At 64.3% G+C, this 12,601-nt stretch carries 13 protein-coding genes; 5 read left to right on the top strand and 8 right to left on the bottom strand.

The window, feature by feature from the left end:
• Positions 1-794: 794 nt before the first annotated feature.
• The 5 genes from RQX22_RS19100 (at position 795) to RQX22_RS19080 (ending at position 3,676) form a co-directional block, all read left to right on the top strand.
• On the top strand, positions 795-1,157 hold the full coding sequence (locus tag RQX22_RS19100) for a pirin-like C-terminal cupin domain-containing protein (protein WP_315728778.1): 363 nt from the start codon (positions 795-797) through the stop codon (positions 1,155-1,157).
• A gap of 191 nt (positions 1,158-1,348) precedes the next feature.
• The gene (locus tag RQX22_RS19095; protein WP_315728776.1) at positions 1,349-2,044 is read left to right on the top strand and encodes a trimeric intracellular cation channel family protein; all 696 of its coding nucleotides are present in this window, start codon (positions 1,349-1,351) and stop codon (positions 2,042-2,044) included.
• Positions 2,045-2,191: 147 nt separating this feature from the next.
• Positions 2,192-2,434, top strand: a complete 243-nt coding sequence (locus RQX22_RS19090; protein WP_315728775.1) for a hypothetical protein — start codon at positions 2,192-2,194, stop codon at positions 2,432-2,434.
• 431 nt (positions 2,435-2,865) lie between these two features.
• A complete protein-coding gene (locus tag RQX22_RS19085) occupies positions 2,866-3,162 on the top strand; it encodes a hypothetical protein (protein ID WP_315728773.1) in 297 nt (98 codons plus the stop codon).
• Positions 3,163-3,256: 94 nt separating this feature from the next.
• Positions 3,257-3,676 (top strand): globin family protein, encoded by a 420-nt coding sequence (locus tag RQX22_RS19080; RefSeq protein ID WP_315728771.1) that lies wholly within the window; start codon positions 3,257-3,259, stop codon positions 3,674-3,676.
• A 117-nt stretch (positions 3,677-3,793) separates the two neighbouring features.
• Here the strand turns inward: RQX22_RS19080 and RQX22_RS19075 are convergent, their stop codons facing one another.
• From RQX22_RS19075 to RQX22_RS19040, 8 genes are read right to left on the bottom strand one after another with little or no spacing between them, the layout of a single operon-like run.
• A complete protein-coding gene (locus RQX22_RS19075) occupies positions 3,794-5,416 on the bottom strand; it encodes an FMN-binding glutamate synthase family protein (protein ID WP_315728769.1) in 1,623 nt (540 codons plus the stop codon).
• Between the two features lie 50 nt (positions 5,417-5,466).
• Positions 5,467-6,534: a bifunctional alpha/beta hydrolase/OsmC family protein gene (locus RQX22_RS19070; protein WP_315728767.1), complete on the bottom strand. Its 1,068-nt coding sequence runs from the start codon at positions 6,532-6,534 to the stop codon at positions 5,467-5,469.
• Positions 6,512-6,874: a monovalent cation/H(+) antiporter subunit G gene (gene mnhG / locus RQX22_RS19065; RefSeq protein WP_315728765.1), complete on the bottom strand. Its 363-nt coding sequence runs from the start codon at positions 6,872-6,874 to the stop codon at positions 6,512-6,514. The genes RQX22_RS19070 and mnhG overlap by 23 nt, the downstream gene beginning before the upstream one ends.
• Positions 6,871-7,152, bottom strand: coding sequence for a K+/H+ antiporter subunit F (locus RQX22_RS19060; protein WP_315728763.1), 282 nt, complete (start codon positions 7,150-7,152; stop codon positions 6,871-6,873). The genes mnhG and RQX22_RS19060 overlap by 4 nt, the downstream gene beginning before the upstream one ends.
• Positions 7,149-7,634, bottom strand: coding sequence for a Na+/H+ antiporter subunit E (locus tag RQX22_RS19055; protein WP_315728761.1), 486 nt, complete (start codon positions 7,632-7,634; stop codon positions 7,149-7,151). The genes RQX22_RS19060 and RQX22_RS19055 overlap by 4 nt, the downstream gene beginning before the upstream one ends.
• Complete coding sequence (locus tag RQX22_RS19050) at positions 7,631-9,262, bottom strand: monovalent cation/H+ antiporter subunit D (protein ID WP_315728759.1); 1,632 nt, start codon at positions 9,260-9,262, stop codon at positions 7,631-7,633. The genes RQX22_RS19055 and RQX22_RS19050 overlap by 4 nt, the downstream gene beginning before the upstream one ends.
• A complete protein-coding gene (locus tag RQX22_RS19045) occupies positions 9,262-9,603 on the bottom strand; it encodes a Na+/H+ antiporter subunit C (protein WP_315728757.1) in 342 nt (113 codons plus the stop codon). The genes RQX22_RS19050 and RQX22_RS19045 overlap by 1 nt, the downstream gene beginning before the upstream one ends.
• On the bottom strand, positions 9,603-12,524 hold the full coding sequence (locus tag RQX22_RS19040; protein WP_315728755.1) for a monovalent cation/H+ antiporter subunit A: 2,922 nt from the start codon (positions 12,522-12,524) through the stop codon (positions 9,603-9,605). Before RQX22_RS19040 ends, RQX22_RS19045 begins: the two co-directional genes overlap by 1 nt.
• Between the last annotated feature and the right edge of the window lie 77 nt (positions 12,525-12,601).

Genomic DNA, 12,601 nt, shown 5'->3' with positions numbered 1-12,601 from the left:
CGGTTATGGTTCAGTCTAAGATGATCATGCTCTAGTGCGGGTGTCAGCCGGCGGACTTGTTCCCCACGTCCCAGCGAGACTGGCGATCCTGCGCTTCGTTATCCTCCAACTCTGCAGACATTGCCAGCACACGACAGGCACTCCAGACCTCGGGCCGCCGCCCGGCCAGGCCGAGCTCATCGTACTTCCGGGATGACGGTCGCCACGACACCGATTATCGGGTAGGTTTGCACCGTTCCAAAAAACATCGGAGGCAGCGAACGTGGGATCGACCTCGAAGAACAAGAGCCCGGCTGACGCCGACAAGATGCGGCGAAAGGCATTCTCCCGGTGGGAGAATGAAGGCGGCGCGGTCCCCTGCGGATCGCAGGTGCCTGGGGTCGAGAAGGATTGCCCGGACGAGGAGGCACACGACCGAGGCAAGTGAGAGTCTCTCGCCGGTTTCGGAGATCAGCTCCGTCAGGTGCGGGCGGCTCGGACGGCCGGTGCGGCATGCACGATCTTTGTTCAGATCAGATGGACAGCCCCTAGCCAGGCGCCTTGAGCTGCCCTTCTCTCCTCCGCGCCGATCACCTTCCGCGACGCCCAGCAACGAAGATCCTGTGGCGACGGAATTCAGGCCTGGGTGGCTCTGCCGGAGAAGAAGGAGGAAGTGGAACCGAGCTTCGCGCGCATCATAAGGCCGAGGATCTCCCGACCTTAGAGGAAGAGGGAGTCCGAGGCCGTTTGAGCGCCGGAGAGGCGCTTGGACTTAAGGATCGAGTAAGTGTCGATTCAGCCCTCTTCTACCTGCATTGGGAACTGCCGCGGGGTACGCGCGCGTCACTCCCGCCGGAATATCCCGAGCGAGCCGTCTACGTAGCGTCCGGCGCGATCAGCTCGGAGGCGAACGGCTCAATTTTGGGAGCATGGCCGTCCTGGCGCCCGGCATATCGGCAGACTTCGTCGCCGAGGAAACCTCCGTCGTCATGGCGCTCGGCGGCGAGCCTCTTGGTCCGCGCTTCATCGGGTGGAACTTCGTCTCGTCGTCCAGAGAGCGGATCGAGCAGGCCAAGGCCGACTGGCGCGCCGGCCGGATGAAGTTGCCGGACCTCGATCAGAACGAGTGGATCCCGCTTCTGCCGGACCCGACGCCGCCGGCGAACCCGTTGTCGTAATAATTCGCCGCTTAGTCCGGCGATGTTCTAAGGACTGCAAATGCGAAACGAGCCTTCCGACATTATAGGGAATAGCGGCAACCCCGACCAACATGACACTTTAAGCCGACTATTCGGATCTTCATCACGATGCTGGGCCTAAATCTCGTCGCCCTCATTTTTCTCGTTCTTGGCGCTTACATGCTTTGGACTTGGGTACAGGGCCGATAGGCGGCGTGGCGCTGCCGCTGAATCCGCTCCTCGACGAAAGGATGATCCGCGACCTCCTCGTCGTGGTCGACCTTGCCGGCACATTCGTCTTCGCGATAAGCGGCGCGATGCTGGGCGTCAGGCGTAAGCTCGACTTCTTCGGCGTAATGGCGCTGTCCTTCGCAGCCTCAAGTGCAGGCGGAATCGCGCGGGACCTGCTCATCGGCTCGGTGCCACCTGCCGCGATCAGTGACTGGCGCTATTTCACTGTGGCGATGGCCGCCGGACTTTCGATCTTCTTCTGGTACTCCCCTATATCACGGCAGCGCACGGCAATTCTGGTATTCGACGCGGCCGGCCTTGCGCTGTTCGCGGTCGCCGGCGCCGAGAAGGCCTTGGCCTTCGGGCTCAACCCCCTAACGGCGGCATTGTTGGGCATGCTCACGGGCATCGGCGGGGGCATCACGCGCGACCTCCTAGTCGCCCGAACGCCGGCGGTGCTCCGGGATGACCTCTATGCTGTCGCGGCGCTGGCCGGAGCGTTGCTGGTCGTCACCGGCCATCTGCTGGACTGGCAGGTGCTTCCGACGGCGATTGCAGCGGCCCTGCTCTGCTTTGGGCTCCGTCTCGCGGCGATTCGGCGCGGCTGGCGCCTGCCGGTGGCGCGGTCTGCCGAGGAGGATAAGGAGGATGTGTAATGACTCCAAGCAGCCGACCACCACGCTCGCAATTTCGGCACCAGGATTGAACCGTCTCTTCGCCGAATCGTTGCCCCTCCGAAACCGACACGCTCGTGTCCCTCGAGCGTCATTCTTGGCCGCTGGGCCGATTCAGGAGAAGCAGCCATGAGTGGATGGTTGGTGGCGAAGGCCTATGAGGTGGATGCAGGCATCCCCACTCACGAGACGTTGTTCGCTGTCTGGCACGACGATCAACAAGCCGCACTCGAGCTGGCGCGCAATTACGGTCCTCACGGCTCGCGAGTCACACCTCGTGTCCTCACGACGCTGAGCGAGAGCGTCCTACGCGGCTTGAAGCTTCGCCCAGGCGAAGCCGGTGTGCTTCACGCGGACCGGCCGTGGATCTGAATTAGTTGACCGACTGTGGTTTTAGTTCAACGGGCTGAATGGCAGCCGCCGATTTGGCTGACTCCCGCCCACCAGATCGCGGGAACGAGGGGAGCGTCGTTAGCCGTTGCGATTACAAACCGCGGTGTCCCGACGCTCTCCCCTCGATTCGGGTAAATCGCTTGATTTAGTGTTCGGAAGAACCATCTTATGGCTATGGACATTTACGTTCTTCCTTGCCGTCGGGAGCCCCAGCGCCTGATGATCGGCTCCTAGCCGGACGCTCGCCTCGCCAGCGCCAGCGTCCGGTGAGCACAGCCATCGGGTACGCCATTCGCCTTTTTCAGGTGTGGCCAAATCTCATTGCAGTTCCCCGATGCCAGGCTAAACCCCATTCGTCGCGGGCTCGTCTCGTTCCAGCGAGACGGCCCGCTTGCCAAGGAGACGTTAGAATGGCGACGGTTTACGACCGGGCCCGGCCGCGCTCGGAAACGACCTTGCGCGCGGAGCATTTGCTCAGCCTCTACCCGAATCTAAGCGAGCGGGACCTCGCCGAGCTGATCAACCTGTTCCCGCACGTGAACATGGTCAGTCGCGGCCTGATGGCAGCTGACGACCGCATGGGCTCAAAGGTCGAGCATTTCTATCGCGATCACGGCGCGAAGCTCGGTAGCGTCGGGGGCGGACGCACGACGCTGATCGCTCTCGCGGCGCTTGTAGTGATCATCATCGGGATGAGCCTTACGTGACGCGGATCACCAGACGCTAGGCAGCCGACGCGCAGCCCATCATCGAACGTGCCGAAACGGCTACCGGCGACGGCGGTGGCGGAAAGAGGAGAAATTGACCACCAATCTGAGCAAACGCGCGCGCGAAATAGTGGCCGAGACTCTGCCGATGATGGAGCAGCATCGCGCCCCGCTGGAGGAGGCACTCGAGCGCTACATGGCGAGCCAGGGACCCTATGATCCTCCCCCCGGACGGACGAAGGTCACGACCGGCGCAATCATGGACGAGTTGCTTGGCCATGCCCGCGAGCTCGCCGGGAACGCTCCCGCCACCCGCATCGTTGAGACGGCGCGCGCGCATCGCGCGCTCGCGCTCGGCGGCGAGCATTATTTCTGCTTCGGGGATGGCCTGAAGCCAATCATGAAGGACGCGCTCGGCCCGAAGGCGACCTCTCCCGTCCTCGCCGCCTGGACGGACGCTTATTGGGCGGTCGTGCGGATGCTGTTCGCGCAGGATACGCGCCTGGCGGCATGAGGAGCCAGCCTGCACGACGCAGGCCGGTGTATGTGAGCGCGGCGGCCCGCTCGCCTAGCCTGACTCCGGCGAGACGAACATAAATTTCAGGTCGGTGAGGCTTCGATAGGCTTCCCCCTAGGGAAGCTCGAAGCTGTCAGGTCGGGCCAAGTTCCACGCATGTCCGTAAAAGTCGTGCTCGCGGCAGCCGCCGAGGAGTTCACCCGGCTTTAGGAAGACGTGCAACTGCGAGAAGAGGCGGATTTCGGCGTCGGCGACCCGTCTCACCAAGTGATGGGGGCGGATCTGCGAAGGGTGCTGCAGGCTGGCGGCGGCGATCATTTCAGACAAGGCGGCCAGCGTGTTGTGGTGGAAGTTGAAGACCCGCTCGGCCTTATCATCGACGACGAGGGCGCGTTGACGGGTCGGGTCCTGAGTGGCGACCCCAGTGGGGCATTTGTTGGTGTTGCAGGTCAGCGACTGGATGCAGCCGACCGCTAACATGAATCCTCGCCCGGCATTGGTCCAGTCGGCGCCGAGCGCCATCACCGCCGCGATATCGAAGGCGCTGACGATCTTACCCGCCGCTCCTATCTTGATCCGCTCGCGTAGGCCGGCGCCCATGAGCGTGTTGTGGGCGAACAGCAGGCCCTCGCGGAGCGGAACTCCGATATGGTCGGAAAATTCCAGCGGCGATGCTCCGGTCCCGCCCTCGGCTCCGTCCACCACAATGAAGTCCGGGACGATGCCGGTCTCGAGCATTGCCTTCACGATCCCCATAAACTCCCAGGGATGGCCGAGGCACAATTTGAAGCCGACAGGCTTTCCTCCTGAAAGCTTCCTCAAGCAGGCAACGAACTCCATCATCTCGATCGGTGTCGAGAAGGCACGATGGCGGGCGGGCGAGAGGCAATCCTCTCCCATTGGTACCCCGCGCGCAAGTGATATTTCCTTGGTGACCTTGGCCGCGGGCAGGATGCCGCCGTGTCCGGGCTTTGCGCCTTGGCTCAGCTTGATCTCTATCATCCTGACTTGCGCCGACGACGCCTTCTCGGCAAAGCGGCCCGAATCGAAATTGCCGTCAGCCGTGCGGCAGCCGAAATAGCCGCTGCCGATTTCCCAGATAAGGTCGCCACCATGCTCCTGGTGGTACTGGCTAATGCTGCCCTCGCCGGTATCGTGGGCGAAGCCGCCAAGCTTTGCGCCCTTGTTGAGCGCTAGGATCGCGTTGGCGCTCAGCGACCCGAAGCTCATGGCGGAGATGTTGAAGATCGAGGCGGAATAGTGCCGCTCGCATTGGTCGTTCCCGATCGTGATCCGGAACGTGCCCGGGTCGGCCGGCGGCGCCGGCCTCGTCGAATGCGCTATGAACTCATAGCCGTTTTCATAGACGTCGCGCAGGGTGCCGAAGGCGCGCTCGCTGCTTTCGTTCTTGGCGCGGGCATAGACTAGCGAGCGCTGGCTCCTCGAGAAGGGCGCCTCGTCATTGTCGCCCTCGATCAAATATTGCCTTATCTCGGGCCGGATGGACTCGAAGAGCCAGCGAAAATTACCCGTGACTGGGTAGTTGCGGCGGACCGAGTGGGAGCGCTGCACAAGGTCATAGACGCCCAAGAGGGTCAGCGCCCCCCCAGTGATGAGCACAATCCAAAGCCAGGTCGGACGGGGCGTGTAAAGCGCGGCCGCGACTGTCGCCGCGAGACAGACGCCGAACGGAATGTGCCGCCTGAGGGACCATCTTTTCTCGTTGCGACGCGGCATTTCACGGCTTTACCCGTGCCGGAGGGCAGGTCCAAGGGCGGAAAGGCGCCTCAGCCCTCCCGGCCGCAGGCCTGCTCCATATCCCTGGCGTGCTGCGTTGCCTGTTCCACCGCCGCCTTCGGCTCCTCGCCCGCTGCGGTCTCGATTGCGGCGCCCTTCTCCAGGGTCCTGTGAACCGGGCACCGCTCCGCGATCTCAATCAGCCGCGTCCGCTGCTCGGGCGACAGATCGCCTTCCAGCTCCACCCGGCGGACGAACAGATCGGTTCCCTCGGCCGTGCGGCTGTGGCCGACCTTCACCTTGACCGCGTCGAGGCCCAGCTCCTTGCCCCGCGCGTAGAGCCGCAGCGTCATCGCGGTGCAGGCGCCGAGCCCGACAGCGAGGAGATCGTAGGGCGTCGGCCCCGAGCCGAGCCCGCCCACGTCGACGGGCTCGTCCGCGACGAAGCGGGCGGCGGCGGCGGTGACCTCCACTTGGAACGCGCCCTCGCCGGTCTCTTCGACGGAGACGAAGCCGGATTGGGAGTCGCTGCGCAGCGGCGCGCCGGACGGAAGGTAGCGTGATGCCCAGGTCTCCACGATCTCGGCGACATACTGGACATCTTTCGGGCTGGTAAGGAGGTGGTCCGCCCCGTCGAGCGAGACGAAGCTCTTGGGGTGCCGAGCGGCGACGAAGATTCGGGTGGCATTGTCGATGCCCACGGTCGCGTCCTGCGGCGAATGAAGGATCAGCAGGGCGCGGCGCAGATCGCCGATACGCGACTCCTGATCCTGAGCAGAAAGATCGGCCACGAACCAGCGGCGGATCGTGAACGGACGTCCGCCGATGCTGACCTCCGCTTCGCCGCGCGCTATCACCTCGTCCAGGCTGCCGACGAGGAGATGCTTCACATGGTCCGCGTCCATGGGGGCCGCGATAGTCGCCACGGCCGCAATTTCGGGTATCTCGCCCGCGGCGGCGAGCGCGGCCGCTCCGCCGAGGCTATGGCCGATCAAGACGCCGGGCGCTCGGCCCGCTTTCCGCATCGCGGCCGCAGCGGCAACAAGATCGCGGACGCTGCCGCTGAAGCCGCTGTCCGAGAGGTCGGCGTCGGCGTCAGGAATCGGTCGGAGCGCCATCGGCGGGCGGTACGGCTTCACTTCCCGACGTACGGTCCCGGTAAATGGCCGCTCGTACCAGCATCATGAGGGTGACCGGCGTGGTCAAGGTCACCAGCAAAGCGATCAGCAGCTCATGGACCAGAGGCTTCGTCTGCACGACCGAGAAGCAAAGCATCGAGCCCAGGATGATCAGCGCCGTCCCGGCGGTGGTGCCGAGGGTAGGCGAATGAACCCGCTCGTAGAAGCTCTTGAGGCGCAGCAGGCCGAACGAGCCGACCAGGGTGATCGCGGCGCCAGCGACCACCAGCAAGGCTACGAGCAGGGCGGCCCAGCCGGGAAGGTCAGGAGCCTGGATCATTCGATCACCTCCCCGCGCATGAGGAACTTGGCAAGCGCTACCGTTCCGACGAACCCCAGCAGTGCGATGATCAGCGACGCCTCGAAATAGATCGTACGGCCGGTCTGGATCCCGAATACGAGCAGCAGCAGCATCGCGTTCGAATAGAGGGTATCGAGGCCCAGAACCCGATCCTGGGCGCGGGGGCCCAGGAAGATGCGGTAGGCGGCGCATCCCATCGCGAGACCGAGCATGACCTGTGCCGCGGTGATCGCCCAGGCGAGGATGAGATTGGTCATGGGCCGAAGATGTCCAGCAGCAGTTTCTCGTAGCGGTTCTTGATCAGGGCGATCCAGGCGTCCTCGTCGATCAGGTCGAGAACGTGGACGAGCAGGATGGAGTTCTCGCGGTCGAGCTGCACCCACAGGGTTCCGGGCGTGGCTGTGATGATGCAAGCCAGCACGGTCAGGCCATGAATGTTTCTCAATTCGAGCGGCAGGTGGACGAAGCCGGACACTCGTTTCTTCCTGAACAGGACGATCCTGGCGACCGCGAGGTTCGACCGGACGATGTCAGAGACCACGATAAGGCCGAGGCGCAGCATCGGGCGGACCGAAACAATCCTGACGGGCTCCGGCTTAAGCGCCGCCATCCCATGAGAAGCGAGAAGGCCGATGGCCGCGCCGAGCGCGATATGGCTCAGCGATACCGACTGATTGAGGAGGAGCCACATGGCGAGAAGGCCAGCTGTCAGCAACGGATGCGGAATCCAGCGCTTCATCGGCTGCTCGGAACCGGCGGATGGACGCGTTCAACGCCCTTCACCGCCTGGATATAGCCTTGCCGGTCCTCAAGCGAGCGGCCTGTCCTTTCCATATAGTTCATCACGGGTCCGGCGAAGACCATTAGGGCGAGGCAGATCGCAAGCAGGAGCCCGACCGGAGCGGCTTCGGCGACGCGCAGCACCGGCTGCGGCTTGTCCGTGGGCGCCCAGATGAGATCAATACCGGCACGGCTGGTGGCGATCAGGGTCGCGAGCCCGGAGATGATGATTAGGGCCACGAGCGACCAGGTCGAGAGCGGGATTTGGTGATCAAGCGCAAGTAGGCCGTGGATGATCGCGAACTTGGCGATGAACCCCGAGAGCGGCGGCATTCCGGCGAGCAGCAGCGCGCAGAAGATGAAGCCCCCGCCCAGAATGGCGATGGTCGCCGGAATGACGGTTCCGACCTCGCCGTCCTCGCCAGGATGGATCGCTCCGGTATATTCGTCGTCGAACACCGCCTCGACCATGCCGGACGCGACCGAGTCGGTTTCCTGGCGCTCGACGAGCTCGACGAGGAGGTAGAAGGCGCCGATCGCGAGTGTCGAGCTGACCAAATAGAAGAGCACGGCTCCGAGCACCGCGCCCTCGCCGGAGCCGAGCGCCGCGAGCAGGGTGCCCGATGAAATGAGGACGCTGAAACCCACGAGCCGCGACAGCGTTCGGCAGGCGAGGAGGCCGATCGTTCCGAACGCGATCGTCGCCATTCCGCCGTAGAGCAGGAATTCCTCGCCAAAATTCGGCATTGGGCTATCCTCGGTCCCGAACAGCAGTAGAAAGACTCGAAGCACTGCATAGAGGCCGACCTTGCTCAGGATAGCGAACAGGGCGGCCGCCGGCGGAGTCGCCGCCGAATAAGTGGGCGGAAGCCAGAAGCCGAGCGGCCACATCCCCGCCTTCACCAGGAAGGCCACCCCAAGGACTGCCATCCCGGCCTGGAACAGGGCAAGGTCCGTTCCGGCGATGGCTGGAATGCGGGTGGCGAGGTCGGCCATGTTGAGGGTGCCGGCGACCCCATAGATCAAGGCTGCGCCGATCAGGAAGAGTAAGGAGGTGGCGACGTTGATCGCCACATAATGAAGCCCGGCTTTGACCCGCGCTGCGCCCGATCCGTGCAGCATCAAGCCGTAGGAAGCAGCGAGCAACACCTCGAAGAATACGAACAGGTTGAACAGATCCCCAGTCAGGAAGGCGCCGTTGAGGCCTACGAGCTGGAGCAGGAAGAGCGCGTGAAAGCGCGGGCCCGCCGAGTCCCAGCGGGCGGTCGCATAGACGAGTGAGGTGAACCCCAGGATGCTGGTCAGCGCGAGCATCAGTGCCGACAGCCAGTCGACGACGAGCACGATTCCGAAGGGCGATGGCCAGTCGCCGATCAGATAGGTGCGCGTCGCCGGCGCGCCCTCGAGGCCCGCGACGACGACATCGTGGAGGAGCTGGACCGATATGAGCAGAAGGGCGAACGTCGCCGCGAGACCGATCGCGCGCTTCGCTGTTTGACGCCGCTCGTCAAGGAGCAGCATCAGCCCGCTTGCCGCCAGCGGCAGCAGGATGGGAGCCACGATCAGATGGTCTCTCCACCCGTCCATCAGTCTGGCTCCTTGCCGTCGACATGGTCAGTTCCGGTAAGGCCGCGCGAGGCGAGCAGGACCACGAGCAGCAGGGCGGTCATCGCGAACGAGATCACGATCGCGGTGAGGACGAGCGCCTGGGGCAGGGGATCGGCATATTGCGAAGGATCGGCCGCTACGCCGCTCTCTGCGATCGGCGGAGCATCGACCCGAAGCCGCCCCATCGCATAGATGAAGAGGTTGACCGCATAGGACATGAGCGACAGCCCCACGATCACCTGGAAGGTGCGCGGGCGGAGGATCAGCCAGACTCCCGATCCGGTCAGGATCCCGATTGCAAGGGCGAGGACGATTTCCATCAGTCTATCCTCGATTGTGCGGGATCCAGCGGGGCGATGCCGCCGGCGCGCGGTGTCCGGATCGACTGGTGGGCCAGAGCGATGAGGATCAGGGCCGTGGCCCCGACAACGACCAGGAACACGCCCAAATCGAACAACAGCGCGCTGGCGAGCGGCACCGATCCGAAGATAGGCAGCTCCAGATAGCGGAACCAGGAGGTTAGAAACGGATGGTCGAACAGCCACGCCCCGGCGCCGGTCGCGAGCGCGACAAGGAAGCCGAGGCCGATCCAGCGGATCGGACGCATGCGAAGACGGTCTTCCGCCCGGCGCGTGCCGAGGGCCATATATTGAAGTATGAGGCCGACCGACAGAGTGATGCCGGCGGCGAATCCTCCGCCCGGCATGTCATGCCCCCTGATGAACAAATAAAGTGCCAGGACGAGGATGACGGGGAAAAGCCACTGCATGAGGACGCGCGGAACCAGCAGGTAATCGGCCAGAGTGTCGCCGATCCTGCGGTCCTTCCGGGCATCATCATGGGCGTCCTGGACGAGTTGTTGATCGGGCGTGGCTACGCTTTCCGCCGCGGGCCGGAAGCGCCGAAGCAGGGAGAAGACGGTGAGTGCGACAATTCCGAGCACGCTGATCTCGCCGAGGGTGTCGAAGCTTCGGAAATCGACGAGGATCACGTTGACGACATTGGTGCCGCCGCCTTCCGGATAAGAGCGGGCGACGAACTCCCTCGAGATCGAGTCCGGCGGCGTCCGGGACATTATGGCGTAAGCGAGGAGGGTCATGCCGGCGCCTGCGGCGACCGCGATGGCGAGGTCCGAGCCGCGGCGCAGCTTGACCTGCCAGGGGGTTCGGTTTTCCGGCCAGACCTCCTTCAGCCGCCGCGGCAGCCAGCGCAGCCCGAGCAGCAAGAGAACGGTCGTGACCGTCTCGACCAGCAGCTGAGTGATCGCGAGGTCGGGCGCCGAAAGCCAGACGAAGCTGATGCAGCTCGCAAGACCCGCGCCCGCCATCAGGATGAGCGCCGCCAGCCGATGATATTTGGCCTGCCAGGCTGCGCCGACGGCGCAGGCTCCGCCGACGATCCAGATCACCGCGAATCCGGGGTCGACGATCGTGCCGGGATGGCTGCCGAGGCTGTAGCCGTCCCGCATGAACGGCAGAAGTGCCGCCAGCAGCGCGATCAGGGCGAGTAGCCGCAACTGGCTCTGCAGGCTGCGCGTGCCGAGCAGGCGCTCGAGCGCTCGCGCGACCGACATGATCGCGGCGAGCACCGCTTCGAAGGCCTTTCGGCCCTTAAGCCGCCGCATCAGCGGCGCGCTCTCCCGTCTGTTCAGGCGTTCGCGGAACATCAGGTAGCCGGCCGTTCCGGAGGCGAGCGCGATGAAGCTCAAGAGAAGCGGCGCTGTGAATCCGTGCCAGATGGCGAGGCTGTATTGGGGAGTTCGCTCGTGCAGAACCGATCGTACGGCGGTGTCCAGAAAAGGCCCGATGGTGAGCGCGGGGACGATTCCGACGATGAGGCAGGCAAGGACGAGTATCTCGATCGGAAGCCGCATCCACCCCGGCGGTTCGCGGGGCTCGCGCGGCAGGCCGACCGGTGGCGGCCCGAAGAAGCTCTGGTGGATGAAGCGAAGCGAATAAAGGACGCTGAACGCCAAAGCGAGCGTCGCGAGCACCGGCAGCGCCTGGTCGATGATCGTGCCCCTATGCTGGTCGAGGGCTTCGGCGAGGAACATCTCCTTAGAAAGGAAGCCGTTGAGCAGCGGAACCCCTGCCATCGCGGCCGCGGCGACCATGGCCAGCGTTGCGGTGATCGGCATGAACTTGGAGAGCCCGCTCAGCTTGCGAAGGTCGCGCGTGCCGGTCTCGTGGTCGACGATCCCTGCAGCCATGAACAGCGAGGCCTTGAAGGTCGCATGATTGAGCGTGTGGAAGATCGCCGCCACCGCGGCCAGCGGGCTGCCCAAGCCGAGCAGCAGGGTGATCAGGCCGAGATGGCTGATGGTCGAATAAGCGAGCAGCCCTTTAAGGTCCTGCTGGAACATCGCGGCCCAGGCGCCGAACAGCAACGTGGCGAGCCCGGTCGTGGACACGATCAGGTACCAGATGTCGGTTCCCGCCAGGACCGGCCAGAGAAGGATCAGGACGAATACACCCGCCTTCACCATCGTTGCCGAATGGAGATAGGCCGAGACGGGCGTCGGCGCCGCCATGGCGTGCGGCAGCCAGAAGTGGAACGGGAATTGCGCGCTCTTGGTGAAGGCGCCGATCAGGATCAGGATCAGCGCCGGGACGTAGAGTTCGCTCGAGCGGACGAGGTCGCCCGACGCGAGCGCGACGTCGAGGTCGTAGCTTCCCACGATCTTGCCGATCAGCAGCAGCCCGATTAGCAGGCACAGGCCCCCGGCGGCGGTGACGATGAGCGCCATGCGAGCAGCGTCGCGGGCGCTCTGATTATGGTGCCAGTAGCCGATCAGGAGGAAGGAGAAGAGGCTGGTCAGCTCCCAGAAGAAGGCGAGCTGGACCAGATTGCCGGCGACGACGAGGCCGAGCATCGAGCCCATGAAGGCGAGAAGGAAAGAGAAAAAGCGCGGGACCGGATCCTCGGGCGACATATAGTAGCGGGCATAGAGGACGACGAGGAATCCAACCGCCAGGACGAGGAAAGCAAAGATCCAGGAGAGGCCGTCGAGGCGGAGCAGCAGATTAAGGCCCAGCGAGGGCAGCCATTCGATCTCGGCCCGAATGACTTCGCCGCCCGATATTCGTGAATACAGGATGGCGGTCAGAAAGGTGCCGGCGAGGGCCACGGCCCCCGCGAGCACACCCGCGGCGTTGCGCGCTCGGACCGGAAGGAAGGCGGCCGTGAGGCTCCCGGCGAAGGGAAGCGCGAGCATCAACCATAAAACGCCGTCGTCAGACACCTTCTCTCCCATCGCGGCCGTCGCGGGTCGCCGAGCCGGGGGCAGGCTAAGCCTGAAGGCTTCGGCTCAGCGCGGCA

Source organism: Sphingosinicella rhizophila, from assembly GCF_032378825.1.
Taxonomy (GTDB): Bacteria; Pseudomonadota; Alphaproteobacteria; order Sphingomonadales; family Sphingomonadaceae; genus Allosphingosinicella; species Allosphingosinicella rhizophila.
The sequence above is the reverse complement of the archived record's forward strand: the minus strand, read 5'-3'. Positions and strand labels throughout refer to the sequence as shown.

What these genes read in the sequence shown, in the direction of transcription:
- RQX22_RS19050 (WP_315728759.1), bottom strand. Translation starts at nt 9,262, where the DNA reads ATGGACGGGTGGAGAGACCATCTGATCGTGGCTCCCATCCTGCTGCCG.
- RQX22_RS19075 (WP_315728769.1), bottom strand. Translation starts at nt 5,416, where the DNA reads ATGCCGCGTCGCAACGAGAAAAGATGGTCCCTCAGGCGGCACATTCCG.
- RQX22_RS19090 (WP_315728775.1), top strand. Translation starts at nt 2,192, where the DNA reads ATGAGTGGATGGTTGGTGGCGAAGGCCTATGAGGTGGATGCAGGCATC.
- RQX22_RS19060 (WP_315728763.1), bottom strand. Translation starts at nt 7,152, where the DNA reads ATGACCAATCTCATCCTCGCCTGGGCGATCACCGCGGCACAGGTCATG.
- RQX22_RS19085 (WP_315728773.1), top strand. Translation starts at nt 2,866, where the DNA reads ATGGCGACGGTTTACGACCGGGCCCGGCCGCGCTCGGAAACGACCTTG.
- mnhG (WP_315728765.1), bottom strand. Translation starts at nt 6,874, where the DNA reads ATGATCCAGGCTCCTGACCTTCCCGGCTGGGCCGCCCTGCTCGTAGCC.
- RQX22_RS19045 (WP_315728757.1), bottom strand. Translation starts at nt 9,603, where the DNA reads ATGGAAATCGTCCTCGCCCTTGCAATCGGGATCCTGACCGGATCGGGA.
- RQX22_RS19055 (WP_315728761.1), bottom strand. Translation starts at nt 7,634, where the DNA reads ATGAAGCGCTGGATTCCGCATCCGTTGCTGACAGCTGGCCTTCTCGCC.
- RQX22_RS19070 (WP_315728767.1), bottom strand. Translation starts at nt 6,534, where the DNA reads ATGGCGCTCCGACCGATTCCTGACGCCGACGCCGACCTCTCGGACAGC.